This is a genomic window from Bacteroides sp. BFG-606, assembly GCF_024788145.1.
GTDB lineage: Bacteria > Bacteroidota > Bacteroidia > Bacteroidales > Bacteroidaceae > Bacteroides > Bacteroides vicugnae.
The window spans coordinates 3,704,415-3,730,608 of record NZ_JANUIL010000001.1 but is presented as its reverse complement, the minus strand read 5'-3'; the positions used below and the strand labels follow the sequence as shown (position 1 = coordinate 3,730,608).

The following is a 26,194-nucleotide window of genomic DNA, read 5'->3' as shown; positions in this document are numbered from 1 at the left end:
AATGAGTAATATCTGTAAGACCGTGAACCTTTACACACGGAAAATCAAGGGCGGCAAGATGCTGTCCTACTTCCTCGACTACTACCCCGGCTACCGTGACGAGACCACCAACAAGGTGATGCGCCATGAGTCGCTCGGCATCTACATCTACGCACATCCTAAGACGCAGCGCGAGAAGGACTACAACGCCCGCATGTCGGAGAAGGCCGAAGCCCTGCGATGCCGCCGCTACGAGGAGATAGTGAACGAGCGATACGAGTTCTTCGACAAGAACAAGCAGAACGGCAGCTTCATCGACTACTTCAGGAAGCATGCCGCCAAGAAGAACTCGCGCTACGAGCATGCCTTCCGTCATTTCAGCAGTTTCACGGGCGGCAAATGCACCTTTGCCGAAGTCACCGTTGAGATGTGCAACAAGTTCCTCGAATACCTGCGCACCACGAGCCAGGCTGTCCACACCAACCGCAAGCTGCACACCAACACCATCGCCAGCTACTGGTCAGCCTTCCTCGGCACGCTCCATGCCGCCCACCGTGACAGGAAGATAAAGGAGAATCCATGCCCCTATCTGGAGCGTGTCAAGACCATCCCGACCGACAGGGTGGGACTGTCAGCCGAAGAACTCATCCAGCTGGCGGAGACCCCCTGCGATGTGCCCATCCTGAGGACCGCCTTCCTCTTCTCCTGCCTCACGGGACTGAGGAAGAGCGATGTCAAGCCATTCTCATGGGAGCTGATACAGCCCGAAGCCGACGGCACGCTCTACATCACCGACCGCATGCAGAAGACCGACCAGATTGTCCACAACCCTATAGGAGAAGAGGCACTGGCACTGATAGACGACGGGATAAGGGAGGGGATAGTCTTCCGCGGCTTCAAGGACAGCATGACGCAGGCACCGCTGAAAAGGTGGGTGAAGGCTGCGGGCATCACCAAGCACATCACCTACCATTCAAGCCGCCACACCTTCTGCTCGCTCCAGCTTCATGCAGGCACGGATGTCAATACCGTGAAGGAGCTTGTCGGACACAAGAACATCTCCACCACGCAGCAGTATCTTAACAGTGTTGACAGCAGGAAGAAGGATGCCGCAAACCGCATCACGATAAAGCGCAAAGAAGAGCATCCCTGATGCCGTAATTTGCTTTCGCACACACGGTTTAAGTCTGATTTTCAAGTATGAAATCGGACTATTTGCTAATTTGTCATAAATAACGGCAGATATTTGCTACTTTCTGCGCATACAACCGTCCAGCCTAAGTAACTTTGCACTGAATAACTGTCACCAAGACGTATCATTGACCAATATAAATACATATAGTTATGAGAAATCTGAATACGCTTATCAGCAAAGAGACCTGCCTTATCTACGGTCTCCCCGGCACAGCCATCCTCGCCGTGTCGCTCATCCTCTCCTGCAAGGTCGCCTCTGACTTTGCAGGAAGCACGTTTGTAACCGCAGTGTCCTTCCTTGGCAGTAACGTCCTGCTGTGGATGCTTTATCTGCTCCTGTTCCAGTACATGCCTCTTGACCTCATGAGAATCTGGCAATCAAGGAAACCTCTGTCAAACACGGAAGAGACGGACACGACAGCAGCCAAGCAAACCTCCCAGCCTCCTGTCCAGGCTGTGCCGCCCATAACTATGGAAGAGTACAAGGCGCATTGTTACGACTTTGAGCGCAGGAAGCAGGAGGAGCACCGGCAGCTTGTGGATTCCATCATGGACTATGTGGGCAGGGTGATGTCACCTTTTATGGGAATGCCCGAGATTGACCATATCCGTGGTGAAATCCGCGCATGGTGCGATGACCCTAACTATATTCCACAGCCTGCGGAACTGAAGTGGACGGTTGACCTAAATGACAGGCTTAAGACCATCTCCTTCAAGCATTTCGTCTGGAACATCGCCGTGAGGCTCGGCTTTGACAACGGATATACCGGGGATATACAGGCCAAGTTCATCAAGAAGCTGTTCCCCAATGAACTGGCGGGCATCGAGATTGATTCGCTGAAAGCAAGCCTTTCCAGCTATCCCGACAATGGACATATCAAGCTTGACAGACCTAAACCAACCAGCAATAACGTTTTTCACTTCTAACCACCACCATCTTACCCTAATACATTCAACTTGGACACAGGGAGGCTCTTCGGGGCTTCCCTTTTTCGTTACATGCCATAGTGTCCTGTATTGCTTATTGGTTGCAGTACGACACAAGCTTTTTATGTCTTTCCTCCCTCTTATCCCCTCTTTTTTACCCCTTGTTCCTTAATAGTGCAATTATTCAATGATTATCCGCCGATTGTCATCAACAATCTGTATCACAGGCATATCATTCAGTTCCTTTGCACCACGGTTCTCAAATGAGCCGTCATTTCTTATGGACTATTCAAACATCACATTCAATGACCTTCCGCGGGTCGTCGCCGAGCTTCGGGATGAGGTTGTCGGCATGAGGCAGATGCTCAACCGTCTGCAAGAAGAGAACATACAGAGCAAGGAGAACACCCACCGTCCCATGTCGGTGGAGGAAGCGGCGGAATATCTGAAGATACCGCTACGTACCCTTTATATGAAATTGGGCAACGGAAGCATCCCTGCCACCAAGCCAGGCAAGCGCTATGTCCTCTATCAGGACGAGCTTGACAAGTGGCTGGAGTGCAACCGCAGGAATCCCGTGCCGCTGACTGATGAGGAACAGAATGCCGCCGTGCTTGCATCCAACAGGCGCAAACCAAACAACAGGACATGGTGAGTATGGAGAACAATGTTAAGGAAATCAGCCATGACGTGGCTGTCAGCCTGTGGAAGAAGGCAATGCTCAGCGTGGAGACGGAATGCGAGCGGCAGCCGGAGGTCATCATGGTCAAGGGTGTCTGCATCGCCACACTCGGCAACTTCAGCGCATCCACGGGCAAGGCGAAGAGCAAGAAGACCTTCAACCTCTCCGCCATTGTCGCCGCCGCCCTGTGCGACCACCCCGTGCTATGCTACACTGCCTCATTCCCGGAAAACAAGGACAACATCCTCTATGTCGATACGGAACAGAGCACTTACCACTGCCAGAAGGTGATGAAGCGCATCCTTCGCCTGGCAGGTCTGCCCGAAGACAAGGACTGCAGCCGTCTGCAGTTCCTTGCCCTCAGGAAGAACACGCCAGAGGAACGCCTCGCCATCATCGATGTAGCCATCAGGAGCACGGAACACCTCGGCCTTGTCATCATCGACGGTGTGCGCGACCTCATCCACGACATCAACTCCCCTGCGGAGTCGTCCCGCATCATCTCCAAGTTGATGCAGTGGACGGACGAGTACCAGCTGCACCTGCACACCATCCTCCATCAGAACAAGTCGGACGACAACGCCCGTGGGCATGTGGGTACGGAGCTGAACAACAAGGCAGAGACCGTCATGCAGGTGGAGAAGGACAAGGCGGACAGCAGCGTCAGCGTGGTCGAGGCTGTCCACATACGCAGCATGGACTTCGAGCCGTTCGCTTTCCGCATCAACGACGATGCGATGCCGGAACTCGTGGCCGGCTACACACCCTCTGCCGCCAGCGTGGGCAGACCGAAGAAAGAGCCTTTCGACCCTTACAGGGAAATCCCCGCCCAGATCCATCTCAATGTGCTGGAACGGGTATTCGCCGCCAGTCCCAGCTACGACTATGACGGGTTCTGCCATGCCCTGCAAGACGCTTATCTGGAGGAGGGTGTGAAAATCAACTACAACAAGGCGGTGAGTGTGGTCACCTTCCTGCGCAACAAGCGAATGGTGCTGCAGGACGACAAGAGGAAGTATATCGCCAATCCTGAGGCTCACTATTGAACGCCTTTGATACAAAGTCATGCTGACTTGACTTTATTCCAAGGGCATACATAAAAGTATTTTATAAAGTGAAACATAAAAAAAGAAGTAAACATGAAGAGACTGATTTTCTCAGAAGACATCTTCCACACATTGGCGCAAATGGAAGACAAGGAAGCAGGACAGATGGCAAAGGCTATCGCCTGCTATGCGCACGACGGTACACTGCCGAAATGGAGCAACTCCATACTGATGGCTCTGTTCTCCCTGTTCAGAAAGCAAATCGACATGCAGACCGACTCGGAAGAGAAAAGGCGCATCGTGAACAAGGAAAACGCAAAGGGTAGGAACAGACAGAAGCAAAAGGCGGCGAAGACGATGCAGCCGACAGACCAAGTACCCATGGAAAGCGATTCCGCTACCATTCCCTATGAAGGCAGCGAACCGCAGCCAGTCGCTGCGGAAAGCACGCCCTTTGAGCGAATGACATCAATCTATCCCAAACTCGATTCGCTCGACTCCTGCCTCAGGGAATCGCAGGTGCTGTGGGAGTCGCTTGACGAAAGGGCGAGAAAGGAAGCCATTGGCTATGTCTGCAAGTTAAGGAACAATCCCGATGGAGCGGAAGAACTCGGCTATCTCCGCCAGTATCTTACCGCCAGACCATGGGAGAAGCAATCCGGCACACATGACTGACATATCCGGCATGGCGGTCTTTGACTGGAATAGTGCTTTTGCCACTTGCGGATGCCTCCATTTTTAGCAGTTAGCCATCGATAATCGGTAAAACCATCATAGCAAGAGACAGGACGCGCAGCGTACACCGCATTCCTGCTCTTGCCATTTGCTTGCCAGCGTTGGGCTTGCCCATTGTACAAATATCGCATAGGAGGGGTAGCCTAATACCCCTCCCGCTCTCGGAGCGTCGGGAGGCTGACCACACAATACAGCAAGCTGTGGACAGGTCGATATACACACCACACACATCATTTCACCGTCTCCACAAACCTTATCTCCTTCACGCCCCATCCGTTGAGCCGTGGACTGCTGACAAGCACCGTCCCTGCCAGTCTCCAACCGGACAGCGGGATATGATGGTAGTACAAACAACCTCTGTTGTTGGGAGGGGAGCTGGCGTATTTTGGGAAATGACTTATATGCAAAAACAATCGAGGCGGTTTGATACACCCCGACTGTTATTGATATTGGGTCTTTACGAACTGTCAGAAGTTGTTCAGCTTGTCCTTTGTGATGATGCACTTCACGTCGTCGTGGATTAATCCGCTGCTGTACCAGCCCTCTCCATCCTTGTTGCAAGTCCAGTTGAACCCGACCTCCGTGCCTTTGGATATGGATTTCACCTTACCTTTCACATTCACACCGAAGCCTGTGACATACATACCAGCATCTGGATAATTGTTCACATTGCGCATCTTGATGGCGAGATACCTGTCTTTCAGGCAGCCGGTAACGCCTTCATTCGAATTGCAACCTCTTATCTTCCAGTCGCCGTCGGCAGCACCCTTGCCACAGAACTTCATGTCAACTACAGCATTGTCGGTAAGATGTCCCAATGCGTAGTAGAAGTACATCTTTCCTTTTGTAGCACCCTTCACGTGGTCGTACATGTTCTCGTCAAGACGGAAGAATTTACGGCGGATTCCGTTTATGTCCTCTGCATATATGTAGTCCTTTGCGCTTCCCGACTTGATATGCATGGCTATGGCATCAACGATGACCATATTGCGCTGTTCCGCTTTCTGTCCGTAGGTGTCCATGTATTCTTGCAGGGCATCTTTCATTGCCTGACGGCGAGGATCGGTGGAGTCCAAGAGACTGTACAGTGGTATCAGTCCGCTGTCGGTTGCGGTATCTACTCCCAATGAATAGCCGAGAAGGGCGCAGTTGTTTTTCTCACCTTTCGCACAGCTGTTCATCCAATCATTGACATCCCTGATTGAGGTGTCACCACCATATCTGTGTTCTGCAGTCTCAACATTGGAGTTGCTCCGACACTCCTTGTCTTTTTCCGAGAATGTAACCTCTTCTGTCGGATTTACGGGAGCGACAGGACCTATGGCAGGAATTTTTGCGACCGTGTCCATCTTCAGAAGTTTCTCTATCGAGGTTTCCCAATCGTTCTGCTCACGGCGCATGATGTATTCATACATGCACCCATAGAAAGTTTTGGTGGTGACGTGAGTTCCGTATTTCCTATACAGCTCTATGATGCGCTTATGGTCAGTGCGTTCTGCAGAAGAAGGATTGTTGGTGTCGGTTGCATTGATTTCTTTCCATACGTCTGCAGAGATATAATCTCGGAGCGAATCCTGGATGTGTGGTTTGATGTTCAGGGCATACATCTTGCGAATGATCATCTTTTCTGCATATTCGTAGATGTCCACCTGTTTGGTGCTCTTGCTGAATGACCTGTTCAGGTTGCTTCCAAACGAAAGCCCCCTCACTCCGAGAGAAATCTTGCCGGCAAGACAATTGTTGATGGCATTTGTCATCTCGGAATAATCCTTTCCCGAACGCTCCACATTGTAATACATCTCAATGTCGTCAATCTCAACGAGAGCATTCTGCACGAGCAATCCGTAATCAAGAATTTGTGTCTTGACAGATTCGTTGGTTCCAAGTACTCCTGTGATGTCAACACCACAGCCCAGGCCTGTTTTTGAGACGAGGTTAGCATCTTCTGTGTTAACCGTCTTGAATGTTGTTTTTACTTCGTTACTCATATTGATTTCTTCTCGCTATGCTTGTTGTTGTCAAAGATTACACTTATATTTCTTCGTAACGGAATTCTCGCGTGTTGTATCTTAAATAATTTACCTTAACAACAACAAATTTTTCAACCATACAGCTCGGTATTATAACCTCTGTTCTCTTCGAGTCATCATGAAAGCATTCAAACACATATCCCTTATTACCTAAGAAAGTCATAAAGGGACCATCAACCTTCTCCTGCACAAATTTGGAAATCTCTTCTTTTGTGCTTTCTGGTGTGTATTGCCCGCAAGATGAACTGGCATAAATAATCTCATCCGAATAAAAACAAGGTATAGGTTCCTTGGCTTCCAATTCTATGATACACCCCTTTTCCCCATCTTGACAAATGTAACCAAGTGCTACATCCTTGTATTGTGATGTATATAAAGAATTACCCCAATCCGAATTCTCATTGCCCTTGCTGCTATCAGATAATGTCTGTAGGATTTCGGTGTAATCTTTCCCTCCAATATTATCTATCTGCATGGTTGCGTGATAAAACTTTTCACCTTTCTTAAAAGTCTTTATTTCCATAATCTGAAGTATTATTATCCTTACTCTCTTTACTATTAGGCTTTTCAGGAACCGCCTTGTCAACGTTGATAGTGCAAAGTTAAGACAACCCACACAACTTACGAAACATGGTTTGTAGTTCACTGGATTTGGTTTGTAATTTGGATGTTTACACTGTTTTACTGATGTCTATGTAATATTTTGAGAATGACTTCCTGTATTTTGCACTTACAGACAAATTTGTCTTGCCGATGAAGAGTATGTAGCCGCATCGTCCCGTTATGTGATAGAGATTTACCGCATGAGAGTTATGAATGCGGATAATGTAATCAACTCCACCTGCACAGAGTTGGAGCATTACAGCTTGCAAGCTTCCGCTCATTATCTTGCTTGTTCCATTGACGCAATGAAAGCGCACGTAACTGCCATCTGCCTGAATCCAGACTAAATCCTTCAAGTTTACACATACGTCCTCTCCCTTGCCTTTCAAAAACAGCAACTTTGGCTTTTCCTCACAACCACAATTCATTCCGCCCTCAAACTGCGACATCATGTCGTTTACCAAATACTTATCCGCTACAAAGAGTTTTATTGCCTCACGAAATGCCTTAACCACGAGTGACACAGGCATCAGTTTCTGTATATTATTCATAGTCATTTGTTTTAACCAGAGTGCAAACAAACGACTATCTATGCCTATTGCCAAAGTTAGTTTGTGGTTCACGGAAGTTGGTTTGTAGTTAGCATATACACAAACGCAAAGAAGGCTGCAAATGGCATTTCGTTGCCGCTTGCAGCCTCCTACTATTATTTGTTCTTTTTTATGGGGTCGTGTACTGGATAGTTGCCTGACCATCTCTCCAATTGTCAAAAAGATAGGCACGGTTGATTAATTCATCATACACTGAGCTGTTATACAATATCAGTGTACGAGAAGACGCTTCAGTGCCTGCATTAAAAAGCCAATCATCGAAACACCCATCTGCAGTTACATCCGTTGTGAGCATTTTTACCTTAGACAACTTGGTGCAACTGGAGAACATCATAAAGTAACACCCCTCTGCCAATGTCTCGGCTGTAAGCTCAGGTGCTGTGGTGAGAGAGGTGCAACCGTAGAACATTTGGCGATAACAGTGATCTGCTAGTGTCGTAGCAGGTAATTTCGGAGCGGTGGTGAGAGAGGCGCAATTATTGAACATGCCCTGATAACATCCCTCAGCCAAAGTTGTGGCAGGTAGTTCCGGTGCTGTGGTGAGAGAGGTGCAACCGTAGAATATGCCCTTATAACATTGCGAAGCTAGATTCATGGCAGGTAGTTCTGGGGCAGTGGTGAGAGAGGCGCAACTATAGAACAAGAAATGAAATCGTGCATTGGAGGTATTTGCAGTATTGAAGTTCTCATAGTCAACAAGTGTGCGGATGTCACCCTTGCAGCTAACAGGAATATTTGAATTTCCGAAAGAGATAGATGAATAACAGTAAGGTACTAGAGATGTAGTACCCTGGCTGCTTTTGCCACGCAGACGGAGGTCACCCAATGTGCCTCCAAAGGCAATACCACTGACTGAGTTTGTAAACCGTTGCCAGTTACCATCGCCTACGGAGTACTCGAAATATTCGCCCAATCCCAAAGCAAATGTACCATTCACACTATATGCATCGAAATTCATTCCGAACGTTTGCTGGCTGGCGGCAGAGAATGTGATATATGGCGGAAAATCAATCTCTTTGTCTGTAGTAGCCCAGACATCGTTGATGCTGATGTTGAACGGCTGATTTACGTTCACGCTGAACTTACCATTGATATTGGTTACGTAGTTCGCCTGTACGGGCACGTTGGAGATTGTCTTCTCTGCCTCGCTGTTGTACTTTACCTTGAAGTCGCTCAACGTACGCTCGTTACTGCTTGCCAATACGAAGAAGCTGCCTACTTCTGTTGGCTGTGAGGCTGTACCTGTGATGGTGTTCTGAATGATTATCAGTTCGTTGGCGGTAGCCTCGTTTAATGCATCTCCACCGCTCACATTGAAGCATTGTGCAGCGTTGTAGGTGATGTTTATTCTTCCTGCCTCTAATCTGTCAGTTTCCTTCAATACCACTTTTGCCACGGCACGGTTGAGCGTGACGTTCACGGTTCCGCCATCGGTGACGGTGATGCCTTGCTTGGCATAGAAGGCTTCGATGTTAGTCGCCGAACCCCTATCCAGAGTCACGTTCTTCAAGTCGGTGGCGTTGTAGTTTTCGCTGCCATAGTCAGCCCAGAAGAGACAAGTGTATTTGCCCGGGTCGAGGCGCACGGCAAAGGTGCTGCCGTTGTACTCCGTGGCTGGATACACTACTGTCTTTCCTGCTTCGTCATAAATAGCCATAACGTAACGCAGAGTGCCAATCGCGGCACGGGTCTGTGTCTGTCCATCTGCTGTGAGCGAGAACGTCACTTGTTTCGCAGTGTTGCTTTCGTTCAGCAACTCTTCACTTTGACTGCACGATGCCAGCATAGCTACTATGCCCAGCATCAAAGAAAGAAAATTCTTCATATTACTGATTATTAAATTTTTATTATGTTATTTTCTTGTTCAAAACCATACTTCGAAGCTGCCGTTCCAGTCGGTGTTGATGTGTATTCCGCCGCTGTTGGCACCCGAGGTAAGGAATCTGCCACTGACGGTGGTCAGATGGTTGCGGCGATAGTCTATCTTCACACCGGGGATGCGGCATATCACATTGCCCTTGCCGTCGGAGACGATTACCGTGGCATTGACAAACGACGAGTTGCCATTTACAAATATCCAGTCGCTGCCCAGTTCCAGTTCTTCTGTGCCGGTGTAATGGCTGAGAGAACCTGAGTAGCAGATACCGCCCACGGCATCGTTGGGCTTTTCGGTAGAGACATTGAAGCCAGAGGGGAAGTAGCCCTCATACTGCACACCGACCGTCAGCTCTTCGATAGGCGGGAACTCGTTTGGATTGGTGTCACGCAACCGCAGATATTCCTCTATTTCTTCTTTATCAACAATGATGCGGTATTTCGCCAACGGTCGCTTTAAGTCCATCGTTATGCTTGCGCCTTCGCCCGACAAGGCTATGCCGCTCTCGTTGCCGTAAGCCGCATCCTTGCCGTCGGTGTTTGCCGTGTATGGCTCGGTGAAGATAGTCACGGCTTTCAGGCTCTCTGTATTGTAGAATGTGTCGGCAAGTGGCGTATCAGTATGGGCATAGTCTGCCCAGAGACGCAGGTCGTAGCTGCCTTCCGACAGTTGAAGTTCCAACAGGTAGGTACCGTCGGCTTGCAGTTCGGGTGTGACCACCTTGTGTAGAGCCACTTGGACAGTCCCCTCCTTGCAGACTTCCGCCACACAACGCAGCGTATAGCCGGCTTCGGCTGCACGGACTTTGGTTTGCATCAGGGTAAAGTCTGCCATGTCTGTCTGTGGGAATGTGGAAGCGCACGCTGAGCACCGGCAGAGAGAAATCTCCTCGCGTCAAAGGCAGGGTGACACGGATTATTCTCCATTCCGCCACGTCTACATCCGCTATGCTGGAGAGCAAGTCGGGGTCAAGACCTTCCTGTGCTGCCACCCATTCGTGCAAGGCTGTCAGGGTGGCTGTCTCAGCCGGAGTCTCATCGGCATTGATGATGACTGCTATCGTATAGTGTCCCACCTCTAACGGCAGCAGGGCAGAAGCCACGGCATGCGCATCGACATAATCGTATGTGGCGCATAGGTTGCCGCTGGCGTTATAGACAAAAAGCCTGGTGTGCCCGATGTTGACATTAGGGCACTGACTATTGTCAAGGGCTATAGCCACGCCGCCCTCGTCTTCATGTGGGTCGTCGTTGGCACAGGCTGTAAAGCCTAAGAGAACTGCTACCATGAGCAGCATATTCATGAGGTAATTCATCATTGTCTTCATGGCTGCACCTCCTTTCTTTCCTTTTCTGCCACAACGACACGGCGTGCCTTTGAGGCATCTGGCTCATTACTTTCAATGCCCATTCCATATATATTCATACGCGAAGGGTCTATGCCTTGACCGACAAGCCATGCCTTTACGACTTCGGCACGACGGAGCGATATACGCTTGTTCACGGCAGTACCGCCCACAGTGTCTGTCCATCCCTTGATACTTACTTTCATGTCGGGATTGGATTGAAGTATATTGCAGATCTCTTGGAGCTTGGCAATCTCGCCACTCTTGATGTCAGTCTTATTGAAATCAAAGTAGATGACGGGGAAGACAATCTCCTTTTCCATTGTCTCAATGGTCGTCTTTTCTTCTTTCTTATCAGTCGTTGTCTCCACTTCCGGCTCCTGCGGCTCAGGCGTTTGTATCTCCTCGACAGGAGTTTGCGTTATTGTCGGTACTGTTTCCTCTGTTTGCTTGGTCTTCCTGCGGCATTTGCCTAACGACAGCCCTATACGTACACCGCTTTCCCAAAGGAAATTGCCGTTGTGAATGTCTTCTGTCACACCGTCCATGCCCTTGCCTGTCAGGCAGGTGATGCCCGAATAGATGCCGAGATGCAGCTTGTTCGTCACTGCGTAGGAGGCCTGCACGTTGCCACCAGCACCAAGATGCCAGCGTGTCTTGTCCTTCATCAGGCTGTTGCCGCCAGCAATGGTCTTCACGTCAGCCTTTGTACCCACGGCTGCGAGCATTGGCGAGAGTTCCAGCCTCCATCGGCTGTCACGCAGGGAATGGAAGAAGCCGAGCAGATTCACGTTCAGCCTCACTCCGTATTGTTGCAGCGACACACTGCTTTTCAGGTCGGCATAGTCGGCTCCGCCGAATCCTGCCACGGGTGCGTGATAGGTCTTACCGTCAGCCCCCAACCAGTAGCCACCCTCTGTGCAGCAGTCACGTGCAGAGAGATTGGTTTTTCCCCACTTGGCGGTCAGCTCCGCTGAGAGGACAGGATTGAATCGGTAGCCTCCGAACAGTCCCAAGGCATATCCAGACCTTGTCTTGTCAGCCTCGAACGAACTGAAGGTGCTCACCCCGAAAGGCACGCCGCCCTCTATGCCGCCATACCACGCTGCTGCGGAATTGTCATTTGCCGTACGTTCCAAATGTTTCTGTGCGCATACATTCTGCACAGCCAATATCATGATGAACAAGAGACAAGTTTCAATGACTTTTGGTGTATTCATGTTCAAATTTCAATTATATGTATAAAACGCAAAAGCCTCCCGCCGATGTCCTTGTCTGACACCTGCGGAAGGCTCTATTCTGTATCTATATGTGAACGAAGACGTTACAGCAAAGCTGATACCCCTCCCCTAAATCTCTAAGGTTCAATGGGTTGCAATCAGTTTTTGCTATGTGTGTCATTGTCTTCATGTCTATAATGTCTAATGTGGCGCATCGCTCATTCACAAGCGAATACACCAAGATGCGCTGCAAAGATACAAATTTTCCCTCAAACAAGCATCAAAATGCTTAGAAATTTATTCATATTTGTGACAGTTTAACGTTTAAAGCCACCTTTCCGCTATAATTTCGTTTATAATCAGCTGCAAAGCAAATGCAAATCGAGAGCAGAATCACCAAGCTTGAGTGTTATGCCGAGATGCAGCTTTGCTTATCCAAAGTTATCTCCATCCTTCCACATTCCCCAATCTGGTTTGTATCTTCCCCACTTTGGTTTGTAACTGCCGCATTTTGCACGTCCAAACACCCAACAACTGTTAAAACACCCGTAAAATCATCACTTTTCTCCCCAAACTCTTGCACAACTAAAATAAAAGTCGTACTTTTGCATCGTCAGTCCTCGCCAAGCCTCTTAACAATGCTCAAATCGTGCGAGGCGTTTTTTGTTTATGGCACATCTTATTCCATTCATAAAACAGTTCTCTTCATCAGCAGAACTTGTCACCTTGCTTCGTTCACGAGGCTTGTATATAGAAGACCAGCGGAAAGCCGAGGATTATTTGGATAATATCGGTTATTATCGCTTGTCCGCCTATATGTACCCTTTGCTTAAGACTCCAAAGACTGCCCATATTTTCAAAGAAGGGGCTACATTCAAGAAAGTCATGATGCTGTATCGTTTCGACAAGAAACTTCGACTTTTGATGTTCAATGAGATTGAGAAAATCGAGATAGCAGTTCGTAGGGCTGTAATGCAGATACCCGCAGAAATGACTAACGATCCGTTTTGGCTTACCACACCGACATATTTCCTTGACAGTGCAAAATTCAACGAGACGATGCGAGCCATAAGCGGAGAATATGCCAAGTCCAAAGAGGAGTTTATACAGCATTTCAAGAATACTTATTCTAATCCATTCCCACCGTCATGGATATTAGGCGAGTTGCTTACTATCGGCAACGTGAACGCCATTTACAGGAACATCAAGCAGAACCGCATACGCAAGCGTATAGCCAAAAGATTCGGATTGCAGATGGGGGTCTTTGAGTCATGGATGACCGTCATAGCTGTAACTCGCAACGCATGTGGCCACCACGCAAGGGTATGGAACAAACGGAATGCCATGCAACCTGCCATACCAAGCAATCCTATCGGATGCTGGATTACCCTACCGACCGACTCCATGCGCACCTATTTTGATCTCTGCATCATCAAATACTTCCTCAATATCATATCTCCGGGAAATGACATGCTGGACAAGATGCAGGCACTCTTCGCAGAATATCCCGAAGTTGACCTCGGCGCACTGGGCTTCCCATCAGGCAACTGGCAGAACGAACCATTGTGGAGCACCCGATAACGAAGACAGGAACTGTCGAAAAAGAAAAGATGGGGTGGCTTGTACCCACCTCATCAGCGCATATCGAAACAATTTTTGCCGTCAAAAGACGAAAAGGCCTGCCACCTCACCAACCCATCCCCTTTGCATCACTTGACTTTATACCTCTTGTATATATACAGACAATAAAGTAAAGTTGTCAACCAAGTTCTATACAAGCAGATGAGGTCGTTTCAACCGACACCATCCCTAACATTCCACTTGACTTTATACCTCTTATATATATACAGACAATAAAGTAAAGTTGTCTGTATATCCATATAAGAGAATGCGTATCGTTACAACAGCAACCCATCCTATTTTCTCTTTTCACTGCATCCCTTTATTTCTCTTCTCTTCCCTCATTTTGTCATCCAAACCGCACATTTGCACGTAAAAGCAAGTTAAAATCGTTAAATCTTCACTTTCCGTGAACCCACAAATAGAACCCAATCCACTTTTCTACCGTATTAACTGCAAATAATTGGGAATCAATTACTTCTAAATACGAAAACTGTCCGTATCCTTCTCCTGATTTACATACCAGGAGGGGAATCGCCGGATACGGCCATATTCATCATATTCATACTTCTCCGGCAAATATTCATCGCCAATCAAACGATTGGGATACAGATTGATAACCTCTATTTTCAATTGGTTTTCTCCTGCCTTCAGCCGTTCGGTTATGTCTATCCGATAAGGAGCTTTCCAAACTAAAACCGGAACTGCTCCATTCACGCTGACTTGTGCTATGTTTTCCACACGTCCCAAATCAAGCAGTATTCGTTCAGGGGACTCTTTCCGGACTGTTTTTTTCCATTCTTCCGCAGTTAAAACAAACGTTTTCAGATAAGTTGCCTTTCCGGAGAAATGCTTCACATTAAAATCTGAATGTTTGTGAAGAGATTCCAAAACCGGTAGAATAATCCCGGCAGGTGCCTTACTCCATGCAGGAAATTGTACTTTCCAAGCTCCGTCCAATGTCCGCAGTACCTGATTGCCGGCAGGAATCACCGGTTCCGGCAGCCCCGCCGCGACCTCCGCTTTCACTCTTTCTCCGGACCATGCCGCGGACGCATAAACCGTCTTTGTCTGATCCCCCTCAAAGCTGCCCACATACTGTTCTTCCGCCATTGGCACATCATAGGCCGGAGAACAGATATATGCCGACTTCTTCCCTACGGCGGCAATTCTCCCGTTCAGATAAAGCGTGGGAACACCATCGTCGTACACTACAGCCACATGCGTCCATCCTTCTATCGGTGTGTTGCACTCTAATACGACTTGATTGGCAGAAGCACGTTCATATACCCGCACCGTATTTTGCCCCATGGCAAGTCCGACCGTCGCATGGCCTTTCCCTAACCTTTCCTCTCCTTTATCAGGGAAAATAAGAAAGCCACGTCCACCGGCAGCAAATGTTTCCGGTTTTGCCCATAAAGAAATAGTAAAAGTATTATATATGGGAGAATCAAGAGAGGCAACCGGAACAATCTCTTTAAAACCGGCAGTTTCCCTTTTGACATTTTTATGTGTTTTTGTATAGTCGGAAGCTCTCTCCGTCTCCTTTTCAGAAGGACGGAATACGATAAAGACAGAACCACTTTCAGCAAGGGATAAAGTAACTTTCGTCATTCCATTTTCTTCTTTATAAGAAACGGGAATATCCGTTTCACCTGTTTCCGCATCCCAAAGAGAGGGTTTCATATTACGAATACGGAAAGTGGCAGTCAACATTTCCGGACGGCGGCGATGATTACTGATGAAATAAACTTCCTCTTCCCCCACAGTGCGGTGTATAAAATGGATTTGCGCATCCTTGTTTTCGGAAACAAAAGAGAAATCGGGATGAATCTGTTCCGCATTCAAAACCTTCTGCAAATCTTTCGTATAATAAACAGTCCCGTCATACAAAGCCGATGATGCTTTTGACCATAACTCATCCGCCAAAGCCTTTACTTCCATATCCTTATTGGCATCCATCCCCATGTATCCTTCCGGCTTTTCTCCGGAAAGTACGATGGTAGCTCCTTGTTGAAGCAGTCTTTTTACTTGTTTCAGCAATTCCGGGGAACATTGTTTCATAGGTGTCAAAACCAATATCCGGTAATTCATGTCATGGGGCAATGTCAACCGACCGTCTTCCACAGTGATGCGTTCTAGTATATTCTTACTGCCAATATCCCATCGATAACCATAAGGAGTGGCAGGTTCGGTAAAATCATAATCAGCAATACCGGACGAAATCCCTTCATCTTTAATATACAGTATATCGGCGGCATACAATCCTTGCTGCAAAATAGATGCGCAACGGGCATTGTAGATATTCAGCCCGATTGCCTGTTCGGCCCAAACCGAATTACGATTGAGATGGGTTCCGAAAGGTCCCATTGTCATAAAGGTTCCGGGTGTACCGCCTACATAGGGTTGATGCGCAAACACATGATAGACGAAGCGGTTAACTCCGGTAGTCATCATATAATCTCCTTCGGCTTTCATCGCATACGGATGCTCCGTCAGCTTGCTGTTGAAAGGAGTACCGGTGAAACATTCCGCGCCCACAATCGGACGATTCCATAGATGTGCAGTACTAGCCGCCATTTTTGAAGTGGTTACTCCGCCATATATATAATGTATCCAGAATTCACTCATCGGATAATCCAAATGTTCGGCATATTCAAGGCTTTCAAAGTTGCCGTCACCATAAGGTTCGGCAGCAAATTTCAGCCCGTAACGGGCAGCACGTTCCTTGAAGTGTGCCAGAAAGTTCTCATTAAACATATCTGTCTGTGTACGGCGCATATCATAGAGAAAACGTTCGGTAGCCTCAACGCTTTTCACTACCCGACCGGTCATGGCAAGCAGCCAGGGAGTCGCATCATATCCTTTACGCTGACGAAAAAAAACAGGTAAAGAGGAAGTCCAGTTCTGTTTTCCGGCTTCCCAACTATCCATCATCAACGCAGTCAATGTCTTTCCACACCACGGTTTCAATTTATCCAACAGCGGATCCAGAAAAAGATCGAAATGCCGGTCTAATGCCTCCTTACTGAATTTATCACAATCAAGCCCGCGCCCACTGTCCGGACAAGCCGCCACTTCTTCGCCTGTAGTGGTGGAGCCCAACCGGACTATAGTCCAACGGGAAACGACTTGTCTCTTTCCTTTTTCACTCATTGTCCGAGGGGCTTTCCATTTTATATTCCCATCATTGTCCATGAAAGAAGTAATATCAATCACTTGTTCCGGGTCTATCATTTGTCCGCCGGGCACCCGTTGAGAAGAAAAGCCCGGAGCCACCGGATCTTTCACATAATTTGTTTTAGCAGGCCAGTTTATGATGCGTTCTGATGCGTGTAAATTCACTTCACTCAAGTTTGTGCTACGATTCGTCGTTAAACGGAAATAGCGTCCCTTAACCGGAGCGAAACTTGCCGTCCCCAGAGTGTCCATTGCCCGCAAAGCCGGACTATTCAGGTTGGCAACTTTCTGATAGTTCACTCCATCTTCCGAAACTTCCAATGTCAATACAGGAGCATAATCACGCGGTCCGTCATGCGGGTCAAGCGGCTTCTCCCGATCTCCGCGGCGAACGGTTATCGCTCTTGCCTCAAAGGGTTCCGACAATCCAAAAGTCAAGCTGTTCTTTTGTTTATCCAAGTGGATTTGCGTATTCAAGTCATTGTCTGCGAGCAATGACTTATCCACTTCCTGATTATTCAGAGACACTTTCTTTACGAGGTTTTGAAACAGAGCGGTTTCCGACTCCAGGGCTGGATATGCGAGTACAAAAGCATCTTTATAGTATCCTTGTTTTGCATACGGACGTGGGATTCGAGTACTAATCCATCCTTTTTTATCCAGCGTTGCCAATGTTTCCGTCCATTCAAGCTGTTGCATCGAATATTCCGGAGTTATCCACGGTCCACCCGTCCCACTATATCCGGGGGAATTCTGCAAATACAGTTCCATTCCTAATCGTTCCGCTTCTTTGACTGCATGAATTGTCATTTCTTCCCACTGCGGAGAAGCATAATCTACTGCTCCACGAGGAATGCCCACACCTGTATTGAACATCATGGCAGCGCCGTAAGCATTCCGCTTCATATATTCTAAATCGGCAGTCAGTCCTTCTTTGGTTATATGACCATTCATCCACATCCAGTACGTGCTAGGACGTGCCTGCATGGGGGGATTCATAAAATCATCTTTCTTCAGAACATCAAGGTTCTTATTCACTTGTGCATTCATGCAAAAGCAAACCGCCGCAAATAGCAATAATAAAAATCGTCTCTTCATATTCATTCTAACTTTAGAAACAAATACGAAAGAGTGCTTCCGTTTACTCAACAATAAATGCCTCAACACCTATTTTGTTTAGATAAATAGCATCATATCGAGGCTAATTTGAAAGAAACTCTTCCAAAACAGAATTGAACTCTTCCGGGCGTTCCATATTCATCATATGTCCGCAATCCTCAATCACTTTCAGCTTTCCATTAGGCAGATAATTCAAAATTTGAGGTTCCTTTGAGAACCGGTTGTCAGACGAGTGACCTTCAACAATCAAAGCTGGTACGGCAGGGTGACTCTTCTTCAATTTTTCAATAGCATCCAGTCCCGCTACTACCCGTACTTCTTTGTGTAGCGGTTGCCATGCATCCCATTCGTCAATCATTTCCCACAGAGGCGCACGCATCCGTTCGCGTTGGGTTCCTCCAGATTTCATCAGTCCTTCAAACCACTCCTTCTTCATCACCTCCACTCCTTTCTCTTTCAGGGCAGCTATTTCTTCATCACGTACCTTTGCTTCTTCTTTAGTCATCGGCTCACTGGGCCCTTTCGATTTCCGAATATTTCCACTGGCTAGAAAAGCCGATAACATCCGGTCTGGGAAATACGCCAACATATCAGCAGTAATAAACCCACCCAAAGAAAGCCCGACAATATGTGCTTTTGGAAGATGTAAAGAGTCCATTAAAGTAACCAAATCTTCAGCATGTGTAAATTGATAATCTTCGGTTTGGGAAGAAGAAAGACCATATCCTCTTAAATCATAGCGAATGACATGATACTTTTTCGCAAACACAGAAAACTGTTCGTCCCACATACGATGGTCGAGCGAATGGCCGTGCACAAAGATTACCGGCTCACCCTGACCGGCTTCTTCATAGTATAGAGAGCCGTTTCTTACATTCATACGTCCTTGTTTGACAACCGACGAATTACCTTTCAGTATCTCTGAAACAGTCCGTGAAATGACGGGACTACCGAAGAAAGAAGAGAAACCGTCTTCTTTAACGGAAGAACCTGTTACATGAGAAATGAAGAATCCGTAAACTTTATCATGTTTATTTATCCACGGATAAGCGCCGGCCCATCCCGGTGAGCTAATCTGGCAGGCTTCGCCTGTCTTTTTTATCTATTAATTCACGCCATTCTCCCAATCCGTAGATTCCATTGTGAGATTGTCCCAATCCTTTCGCTACATAATTATCTGAAGGGATTATGGCATCTTTCACTTGATCGGCCTGCATCTCTTTTACTGTTTCTGCTGATATAATCTGCTTGCCATTGTATATTCCATCGTGATAAATCATGGATAGGAAATGAAGATAATCATTCAAGGTAGTACACAATCCGCCCCCCTAACATGGGAGCATGTCCGCCGTCCGTATTAATTGGAGTAAAATGAGAGTTCTTCATTTCCAAAGGGTGTGCCAGCAGTTCTTGGAAAAGAGTTTCAAACTCCTTTCCTATCGCCACTTCCGCCATTCTTCCGGCAATTTGCATGGCAAGTCCACCATATTCAAAACGAGTGCCGGGGGTAAAGACTGTATCTAAAGGGAGAATCTCTGTAACTGCCGAATCCAAATGATTATAATTATCTATACGGGGTTCGGGAAGATACGGACGTACTCCCGATGTATGGGATAATAATTGCCGCAGAAGAATCTTACCTTTGGCATCACCTTTAAATTCCGGTAACCATTTCTCTACCGGATCATCCCATTCCAAATCTGTACGGTCTACCACCGCAGCGATGACGGCAGCCGCTACCCATTTCCCGGCAGAAGCAACATATACTTTTGTATCGGGTGTATAGTCCCGATAGTTTTTCTGAAAAATGACGGTATCATTCTTCACTACACAAACGGATGCACCGGGGTAATATCCTTTGTCTACCCATCCTTGGATAACAGAATCCAAAGATGAGAAGTCATACTGCTTTCCTTGACCGGATGATATTTGGCAAGAACCGGTCAAAAAGAAGATACTTACAAAAGCGGCAATTAATAAACGATTCTTCATATCGTTGTTTTACTATCTATTTTCTGTTTTCAATATTTCCTGTTTTAGCAGGTGCTATTTTGATTATAGCGAGTACTATTCTGATTGCAAATCCCAATATACGACATAGCGCTGGTGATGCAAATCATATAGCGGACGAATCACATCTCCTTGTTCTGTCGTAAACTTCAAATCACTTCCTACCCGCTGCAAAGCACGTTCGGGATGCTTATTATCCAGTTTCAAAGAAGTGCGCAGATGGGCAGGGACACGAAAATCATAGGTATAATAATCATTGTAAAGAGCAGGATTAGAGAAAGGAGCAGGCGCCTGCATACCCTCTGTTCCCCGTTCTCCCGCCAATACTAGCGGACCATATAACAGAGCTGCCTTGTCCGGATTATCCGGAGTAGATTCCAGTTTGATTTGCATCGGATAAGTAGCCGAAATTTGATCGCCATCTTTCCATTCACGGGTAACGGCAATATAAGAGCCCGATTTCTGCTTTACAGATACTTTCTTACCGTTCACCAGCACTTTCACATCTTTGCTCCATGAAGGATAACGCAGATAAACAGTGGTGCGAACGGGATTCTCTGCCCGGAAAGTGAAACGTGTTGTTTCTTCTTGTGGAAACTCCGTTTCTTGACGGATGGTCAGTCCCTTCTCTTTCCAGATTACCTGTGAGGGGATAAACAGATTTACATATATTCCTTGATTGTTGTGATAATAAATGGCTTCTCCAAACTTTGCGTGATTCTCAAATCCACTGCCTACGCAACACCAAAAAGAGTTCTCTTTTGTGCTATACAGTTTATGAGAACCGGAAAGCAAAGGCAGGAAATAAGCCACCATACCCGTTTCGGGATCTTGTTGTCCCAAGATATGATTGTACAATGCCCTTTCGTAATAATCTGCAATAGATGAATCGCCCGTCCAGCAGAAAAGATGGCGGCTAAGTTTGAGCATATTATAGGTACAACAGGTTTCTCCGGTATAACCGGTCAGATGTTGGGATAACTTATTCAGGTCAAAGTAGTGTTCTTTATCACTGCTGCATCCCGGGGCGAAAGTATGATGGTCAATCATGGTATGCCAGAAAAATTCCGAAAGTTTCCGGCTTGTCTCGTTGCAGGTTAATTCGTAGTTGCGGGCTTCGGCTATCACTTTCGGGATAAATGTATTGGTATGCTTCGTTCCCAAGTCATCACGAAGTTCTTTCAACGGGTCGATTACGTCATTGTGGTAGAAATATTCCGCCAGCCAACGATAACGTTCATCTCCCGTGATTGAGTACAAATTGTAGAATGACTCATTGATACCGCCAAATTCATTGCGGATCATAAGCTTACGTGTTTCTTCACTAAGAGGTTTCAGCTTATTGTATGCCCAGTCACCCATTCGGGTGGCGATAGTCAATGCTTTCTTGTTATCCGCATACAGGTATTGGTCTATCAGCCCGGAAAAAAGTTTATGCAGCGTATACCAAGGAGCCCATACGCTTTTTCCCTGGATGTTCCGGTTTATCAATTCTTCAGGCCAAGCACTCAAATATCCGTTTTTTAATGCATTCTGCACTTCTTCCAATCCATTGACCAAGCTATCACCTTTCAGCTTGAATATCTCACTACCGGTAGCTGCGTACATCAAACCAAGTGCCGAAAGCATATGTCCGGTAGTATGTCCGCGAAGTTCGCAATCCAAAGATTCCCAACCACCGAGTTTTTTCACTGTCATATAACCGCCCTCACGTCCGGCAAATACACCGGCATTGGTACGGAAGCTATGCAGCAGGCGATTCACATCTATTGAAGTCATCCAGGCAGAATCCCGAAGCATATTATCACGGAAACGACTTGGCAACAAGCGGACGTCTTTCAAATCAAAACTTTCTGCTTGAAGGGGAGCCACTGTTTCCTTTTTCAACTTTCCCTGATGTTGACCGGGATATACAGATTGAGCTGACACTATACCCGATACTGTCAATGAACCAAACAAGATTGCCGTAACTAAAATTTTCTTATTCATACTATTTCTATCTTTTACCTATAAGATACGAACAAGGTGCCTCAAACACTCAAAGCTACAAAATTATTTAATTAAGCTACAATTCTTTAATTTAAAGCCCACTTTCTTATAAAATTCATCTGAAACGTCCTATCTTTATTCCCCAAATCAAAGAAAGGAGCTACATGGATTTACGTACGGCAAATGTCACAAGATATATTCTTCCTCTGCGTGAGGGAGGTTCATTGCCTGCTTTGGCCGAAGCTGACGATGAATTTAAGTATGTAGTCAAATTCAGAGGGGCAGGACACGGAACAAAAGCGCTAATTGCCGAACTGATTGGTGGGGAGATAGCCCGTGCACTGGGGTTCAGAGTTCCCGAAATAGTTTTTCTGAATCTGGACGAGGCCTTCGGGCGGACGGAAGCGGACGAAGAGATACAGGATTTACTTCAATGGAGTCGCGGACTGAATATGGGATTGCATTTCCTTTCCGGTTCATTGACTTTTGATCCGATAGTACATCAAGTAGATGGGAAAACGGCTTCGCAAGTGGTATGGCTGGATGCCTTGCTGACTAACGTAGACCGTACCATTAAAAATACCAATATGCTGATGTGGCACAAAGAACTATGGTTGATTGATCATGGGGCTTCTCTTTATTTCCACCATTCCTGGACTAACTGGCAAAAACAGGCACTGGTTCCTTTTGTACAGATAAAAGACCATGTATTATTGCCGTTTGCCGATAAACTGGAAGAAGTAGATATCGAATTCAGACAGATATTAACTTCTGATAAAATCCGTGAGATAGTCAATGCTATTCCCGACGACTGGTTGAACTGGACGGAAGGTACAGAAACTCCACAGGATTTGAGAGAGATTTATATTCGATTCTTAGAAGAAAGGATTAAGCATTCCGAAACATTTGTAAATGAAGCGCAAAATGCAAGAAAGGCACTTATATGAATACGCAGTCATCCGTTTCGTTCCTAAAGTAGAACGGGAGGAGTTTATCAATATGGGGATTGTATTGTTTTCCAAACAAGCCAAATACCTGAAATCCCTCTATACGATAGATGAGAACAAACTAAAACTGTTTTCTTCCGAACTGGATATTAATTGCCTGAAAGAAGGGTTACAGGTCTTTGACAAGATATGCATGGGAAATAAAGAGGGAGGAGCTATAGCCAATATGGATATTCCTGACAGATTTCGTTGGCTGACCGCAGTAAAAAGTTCCTGCATACAGGTGTCCCGCCCGCATCCGGGATTCTCCGCTGATTTGGATAGGACTTTGGAAAGATTGTTCAAGGAATTGGTACTCTGACTCCTTGAACAATCTCTTTGTCAAACTAACGGGCAGTAATGTAAAAGCTTCGCTCCACTGCTTCAGCAGTCTGCACTTTAGGTTCCCCGCTACGTCCATATTGCCAAGCTACCACTGTCACCTTTACCGGAAATTTTGCACGCGGAGGAATTTTAGTCAATACCAATTTATCCCCCTTTATTTCTGCCGGTCCTTCTTTTACATAATAGTAAACCGGAAGACCGGAGTCAGCAGTTCCTTTCAAAGTTATTTCTTTCACTGAAGCCTTTACATCGGATAGTTTCGGAAAAATAATACGTTGGGGTATTCCTTCCTTATTCCGGTAAGGAATACGAATTTCTACCTGCTGAACGGCACTCCGGTAGCTATGATCCTGTTTTACGGAAGCCATCAGACAGATACTTCCTGTACGTTTAGGATTATCCAATCCCATCCGATAGAAACGTACAGTAAAAGTTGTATCATTCACCACTTCCACCGGACCGCAGATTCTCGACATTCGAATGGGACGTGTACTGTGTTTTTGAGAATATTCGTTCCTTAACGTATCTGTGTACACAGCTTTCAAATGAAAAGTAACTCCGTCCGCCTCGGGTTGAAAAGAAGGAGACATACGTACATGGGATTTCGGATTGAAAGTAATCAGTTTTCCTTTTTGCTCAAAGCCGATGTACTGCTCTGTCTTTCCACGCTCATTGGCGTAATATTTTTCTGTGGCATCTGCCATTTCTTTATCAAAATACCAAAACGCATGGGTCTTGTCTCCTTTATACTTATCATAGGAAGCGGCTTCGGCTGTAGGCTTTTCATTCTTTCGCCAGCGGTCTGCCAGCCATCCATTCTTTGCTTCTACCGGAATTAACAGAACCGGAGTATTCGATGGAGAATGGTTTGGCAACCGATATTGCACTGCCTTTTTCAGAAAGAGAGAAAGATAATCAATCAATTCATCGGATATATCGAAATGTCCATGTCCTGCATCTGCAAGGAATGAAAGGGGAGCATTCGGATATTCACGGCGATAATCGAAGGAAGTTATCAATCGGTCTTCCCACCATTCGTCCTCCCCCATTACCATTAATGAAGGAATACCTTCAATCGTATGGTTTCCCCAATCCAAATTTGCACTTCCGTAGCCTGTCAAATGAGTTCTGGGAGAATCACCGTGAATAGAAAGTACGGCCAATGTACGTTCGGGATTCCAAGCGGCAAAGTTCCACGGATAAGTAGCCATTGCCGAGTGTCCGATAGGGATGACCGGGGCAAACTCCAGTTCTGTATACCCGCTTATTTCAGACAGGTTCTTCATCATTGTTTCAAAGATTTGCTGGGTACCTTTTGTCACGTCCCATCGTTGGTCTATTCCGGGAGTGATCCATATCTCTGCAATCCCAAGTTGTGCCATATTTTTCCGGAATCCGGGATGTTCGAAAATTGTCTCTTCGGTCATATTATGTTGCCCGACGATGACGGCACGGACTTGTTTGCAGTTTTCCGGTATCCACAGACAAGCAGACGGGTGGGCGTTTGTTTCTTCTGAAATCAGCTCTTTTATTTCTACTGACCACTGCCAAGGAGCTGCTGCAACTCGGGTAGTCTGCATGAACAGAGATAACAACACAACAAGAAAATATTTATTCATAATGCTTCTTTTAATTGATTTAACTTCCTATATTACGAATATGGAAAACAAAACACTCAAAAAACGACTATATATATGAAAGATTTAATGCAAAGACAGGGTTATCCGTGAAAATGGTAGCAAAAGCCGTAATTTATATAAAAACAGTTTACCTTTTACAAACTAACTTTGCATACAGGAGATAAAGATAATAAAAACATTAGAATACGATTTTAATTTAATAGGATTGATTATGGAAAAAGTAAAATTGAACAATGGCATTGAAATGCCTATTTTAGGTTATGGTGTCTATCAGGTTACGCCTGAAGAGTGTGAACGTTGCGTGTTGGATGCAATCAGTGCAGGTTATCGTTCCATTGATACGGCACAAGCCTATCATAATGAGGAGGGTGTAGGAAATGCAATCAGTAAATGTGGCATTCCGCGTGAGGAACTGTTCATCACTACAAAAGTATGGATTTCAAATGCCGGTTACGAAAAGGCCAAAACTTCTATCGAAGAATCACTGCGTAAATTAAAAAGTGATTACATCGACCTGTTACTTATCCATCAGCCATTCGGTGATTATTACGGAACCTACCGGGCTATGGAAGAAGCATACAAAGCCGGTAAAGTTCGTGCTATCGGTGTCAGCAACTTCTATCCCGACCGCTTTGTTGACTTGGCGGAATTCTGCGAAATCACTCCTGCCGTCAACCAAGTGGAGACACATGTTTTCAACCAACAGATAAAGTTACAGGAAGTCATGAAGGAATATGGCACTAAAATTATGTCATGGGGTCCGTTTGCTGAAGGACGGAACGACTTCTTTACCAACCCGACTCTCCAGGAAATCGGTAAAGAATATGGCAAATCAGTGGCACAGGTCGCACTACGTTATCTGATTCAACGCGATATTATCGTGATTCCTAAATCGACTCATAAAGAACGTATGATTGAGAATTTCAATGTTTTCGATTTTTCTTTAACACCGGATGCTATGGCGGCTATCGCTGCACTTGATACTGCTAAGACACTTTTCTTCTCTCATAATGACCCGGAGATGGTGAAGTGGTTGATTAATTATAGTAAATAAGGA

19 protein-coding genes and 1 pseudogene are annotated in these 26,194 nt (G+C 46.3%); 9 read left to right on the top strand and 11 right to left on the bottom strand.

Annotation, left to right across the window (positions count from 1 at the left end; all coding sequences use genetic code 11):
- Position 1: 1 nt before the first annotated feature.
- The 5 genes from NXV01_RS13890 to NXV01_RS13870 all read left to right on the top strand — a co-directional run bounded on the left by NXV01_RS13890 (position 2) and on the right by NXV01_RS13870 (position 4,503).
- Positions 2-1,132: a site-specific integrase gene (locus NXV01_RS13890; RefSeq protein WP_259022694.1), complete on the top strand. Its 1,131-nt coding sequence runs from the start codon at positions 2-4 to the stop codon at positions 1,130-1,132.
- 191 nt (positions 1,133-1,323) lie between these two features.
- Entirely contained in the window at positions 1,324-2,100 is a 777-nt protein-coding gene (locus NXV01_RS13885; RefSeq protein WP_259022693.1) for a hypothetical protein, read from the top strand.
- A 280-nt stretch (positions 2,101-2,380) separates the two neighbouring features.
- Complete coding sequence (locus NXV01_RS13880) at positions 2,381-2,755, top strand: helix-turn-helix domain-containing protein (RefSeq protein WP_259022688.1); 375 nt, start codon at positions 2,381-2,383, stop codon at positions 2,753-2,755.
- The gene (locus NXV01_RS13875) at positions 2,749-3,828 is read left to right on the top strand and encodes an AAA family ATPase (RefSeq protein WP_409012932.1); all 1,080 of its coding nucleotides are present in this window, start codon (positions 2,749-2,751) and stop codon (positions 3,826-3,828) included. The genes NXV01_RS13880 and NXV01_RS13875 overlap by 7 nt, the downstream gene beginning before the upstream one ends.
- 93 nt (positions 3,829-3,921) lie before the next feature.
- Positions 3,922-4,503, top strand: coding sequence for a DUF6291 domain-containing protein (locus NXV01_RS13870; protein WP_259022685.1), 582 nt, complete (start codon positions 3,922-3,924; stop codon positions 4,501-4,503).
- A 96-nt stretch (positions 4,504-4,599) separates the two neighbouring features.
- Here NXV01_RS13870 and NXV01_RS13865 read toward each other — a convergent pair whose 3' ends face one another.
- From NXV01_RS13865 to NXV01_RS13830, 7 genes are all read right to left on the bottom strand, one after another.
- Entirely contained in the window at positions 4,600-4,917 is a 318-nt protein-coding gene (locus tag NXV01_RS13865) for a hypothetical protein (protein WP_259022684.1), read from the bottom strand.
- Positions 4,918-5,030: 113 nt separating this feature from the next.
- Positions 5,031-6,551 carry an MACPF domain-containing protein gene (locus NXV01_RS13860; RefSeq protein WP_259022683.1) on the bottom strand — a complete coding sequence of 507 codons (1,521 nt, stop codon included), beginning with the start codon at positions 6,549-6,551 and terminating at the stop codon, positions 5,031-5,033.
- Positions 6,552-6,594: 43 nt separating this feature from the next.
- Positions 6,595-7,116 (bottom strand): hypothetical protein, encoded by a 522-nt coding sequence (locus NXV01_RS13855; RefSeq protein WP_259022679.1) that lies wholly within the window; start codon positions 7,114-7,116, stop codon positions 6,595-6,597.
- A 148-nt stretch (positions 7,117-7,264) separates the two neighbouring features.
- Complete coding sequence (locus NXV01_RS13850) at positions 7,265-7,747, bottom strand: LytTR family DNA-binding domain-containing protein (RefSeq protein WP_259022678.1); 483 nt, start codon at positions 7,745-7,747, stop codon at positions 7,265-7,267.
- 169 nt (positions 7,748-7,916) lie between these two features.
- Positions 7,917-9,632 carry a FimB/Mfa2 family fimbrial subunit gene (locus NXV01_RS13845; protein ID WP_259022677.1) on the bottom strand — a complete coding sequence of 572 codons (1,716 nt, stop codon included), beginning with the start codon at positions 9,630-9,632 and terminating at the stop codon, positions 7,917-7,919.
- Between the two features lie 39 nt (positions 9,633-9,671).
- Entirely contained in the window at positions 9,672-10,499 is an 828-nt protein-coding gene (locus NXV01_RS13840; RefSeq protein ID WP_309569319.1) for a DUF6562 domain-containing protein, read from the bottom strand.
- Between the two features lie 507 nt (positions 10,500-11,006).
- The gene (locus NXV01_RS13830; RefSeq protein WP_259022674.1) at positions 11,007-12,248 is read right to left on the bottom strand and encodes an OmpA family protein; all 1,242 of its coding nucleotides are present in this window, start codon (positions 12,246-12,248) and stop codon (positions 11,007-11,009) included.
- Between the two features lie 669 nt (positions 12,249-12,917).
- Between NXV01_RS13830 and NXV01_RS13825 the strand changes: the two genes are divergently transcribed.
- Entirely contained in the window at positions 12,918-13,829 is a 912-nt protein-coding gene (locus tag NXV01_RS13825) for an Abi family protein (protein WP_259022673.1), read from the top strand.
- A gap of 519 nt (positions 13,830-14,348) precedes the next feature.
- Here NXV01_RS13825 and NXV01_RS13820 read toward each other — a convergent pair.
- The 3 genes and pseudogenes from NXV01_RS13820 to NXV01_RS13805 all read right to left on the bottom strand — a co-directional run bounded on the left by NXV01_RS13820 (position 14,349) and on the right by NXV01_RS13805 (position 22,166).
- Positions 14,349-18,146: a glycosyl hydrolase gene (locus NXV01_RS13820; protein WP_259022672.1), complete on the bottom strand. Its 3,798-nt coding sequence runs from the start codon at positions 18,144-18,146 to the stop codon at positions 14,349-14,351.
- Positions 18,147-18,249: 103 nt separating this feature from the next.
- A pseudogene (locus NXV01_RS25900) lies at positions 18,250-20,159 on the bottom strand (alpha/beta fold hydrolase).
- Positions 20,160-20,234: 75 nt separating this feature from the next.
- Positions 20,235-22,166, bottom strand: coding sequence for a glycoside hydrolase family 127 protein (locus tag NXV01_RS13805; RefSeq protein ID WP_259022671.1), 1,932 nt, complete (start codon positions 22,164-22,166; stop codon positions 20,235-20,237).
- A 164-nt stretch (positions 22,167-22,330) separates the two neighbouring features.
- Between NXV01_RS13805 and NXV01_RS13800 the strand changes: the two genes are divergently transcribed.
- Both NXV01_RS13800 and NXV01_RS13795 read left to right on the top strand, forming a co-directional pair.
- The gene (locus tag NXV01_RS13800; protein WP_148366046.1) at positions 22,331-23,113 is read left to right on the top strand and encodes a HipA family kinase; all 783 of its coding nucleotides are present in this window, start codon (positions 22,331-22,333) and stop codon (positions 23,111-23,113) included.
- Positions 23,091-23,474, top strand: a complete 384-nt coding sequence (locus NXV01_RS13795) for a DUF3037 domain-containing protein (RefSeq protein ID WP_195649006.1) — start codon at positions 23,091-23,093, stop codon at positions 23,472-23,474. Before NXV01_RS13800 ends, NXV01_RS13795 begins: the two co-directional genes overlap by 23 nt.
- A 25-nt stretch (positions 23,475-23,499) precedes the next feature.
- Here the strand turns inward: NXV01_RS13795 and NXV01_RS13790 are convergent, their stop codons facing one another.
- Entirely contained in the window at positions 23,500-25,116 is a 1,617-nt protein-coding gene (locus tag NXV01_RS13790) for an alpha/beta fold hydrolase (protein WP_259022670.1), read from the bottom strand.
- Positions 25,117-25,348: 232 nt separating this feature from the next.
- Here NXV01_RS13790 and NXV01_RS13785 point away from each other — a divergent pair, with 232 nt between their 5' ends.
- Positions 25,349-26,191, top strand: a complete 843-nt coding sequence (locus NXV01_RS13785) for an aldo/keto reductase (protein WP_259022669.1) — start codon at positions 25,349-25,351, stop codon at positions 26,189-26,191.
- Positions 26,192-26,194 lie beyond the last annotated feature (3 nt).

What these genes read in the sequence shown, in the direction of transcription:
- NXV01_RS13830 (WP_259022674.1), bottom strand. Translation starts at nt 12,248, where the DNA reads ATGAATACACCAAAAGTCATTGAAACTTGTCTCTTGTTCATCATGATA.
- NXV01_RS13845 (WP_259022677.1), bottom strand. Translation starts at nt 9,632, where the DNA reads ATGAAGAATTTTCTTTCTTTGATGCTGGGCATAGTAGCTATGCTGGCA.
- NXV01_RS13790 (WP_259022670.1), bottom strand. Translation starts at nt 25,116, where the DNA reads ATGAATAAATATTTTCTTGTTGTGTTGTTATCTCTGTTCATGCAGACT.
- NXV01_RS13870 (WP_259022685.1), top strand. Translation starts at nt 3,922, where the DNA reads ATGAAGAGACTGATTTTCTCAGAAGACATCTTCCACACATTGGCGCAA.
- NXV01_RS13855 (WP_259022679.1), bottom strand. Translation starts at nt 7,116, where the DNA reads ATGGAAATAAAGACTTTTAAGAAAGGTGAAAAGTTTTATCACGCAACC.
- NXV01_RS13825 (WP_259022673.1), top strand. Translation starts at nt 12,918, where the DNA reads ATGGCACATCTTATTCCATTCATAAAACAGTTCTCTTCATCAGCAGAA.
- NXV01_RS13875 (WP_409012932.1), top strand. Translation starts at nt 2,749, where the DNA reads ATGGTGAGTATGGAGAACAATGTTAAGGAAATCAGCCATGACGTGGCT.
- NXV01_RS13805 (WP_259022671.1), bottom strand. Translation starts at nt 22,166, where the DNA reads ATGAATAAGAAAATTTTAGTTACGGCAATCTTGTTTGGTTCATTGACA.
- NXV01_RS13880 (WP_259022688.1), top strand. Translation starts at nt 2,381, where the DNA reads ATGGACTATTCAAACATCACATTCAATGACCTTCCGCGGGTCGTCGCC.
- NXV01_RS13885 (WP_259022693.1), top strand. Translation starts at nt 1,324, where the DNA reads ATGAGAAATCTGAATACGCTTATCAGCAAAGAGACCTGCCTTATCTAC.
- NXV01_RS13850 (WP_259022678.1), bottom strand. Translation starts at nt 7,747, where the DNA reads ATGAATAATATACAGAAACTGATGCCTGTGTCACTCGTGGTTAAGGCA.
- NXV01_RS13800 (WP_148366046.1), top strand. Translation starts at nt 22,331, where the DNA reads ATGGATTTACGTACGGCAAATGTCACAAGATATATTCTTCCTCTGCGT.
- NXV01_RS13820 (WP_259022672.1), bottom strand. Translation starts at nt 18,146, where the DNA reads ATGAAGAGACGATTTTTATTATTGCTATTTGCGGCGGTTTGCTTTTGC.
- NXV01_RS13860 (WP_259022683.1), bottom strand. Translation starts at nt 6,551, where the DNA reads ATGAGTAACGAAGTAAAAACAACATTCAAGACGGTTAACACAGAAGAT.
- NXV01_RS13840 (WP_309569319.1), bottom strand. Translation starts at nt 10,499, where the DNA reads ATGCAAACCAAAGTCCGTGCAGCCGAAGCCGGCTATACGCTGCGTTGT.
- NXV01_RS13890 (WP_259022694.1), top strand. Translation starts at nt 2, where the DNA reads ATGAGTAATATCTGTAAGACCGTGAACCTTTACACACGGAAAATCAAG.
- NXV01_RS13785 (WP_259022669.1), top strand. Translation starts at nt 25,349, where the DNA reads ATGGAAAAAGTAAAATTGAACAATGGCATTGAAATGCCTATTTTAGGT.
- NXV01_RS13795 (WP_195649006.1), top strand. Translation starts at nt 23,091, where the DNA reads ATGCAAGAAAGGCACTTATATGAATACGCAGTCATCCGTTTCGTTCCT.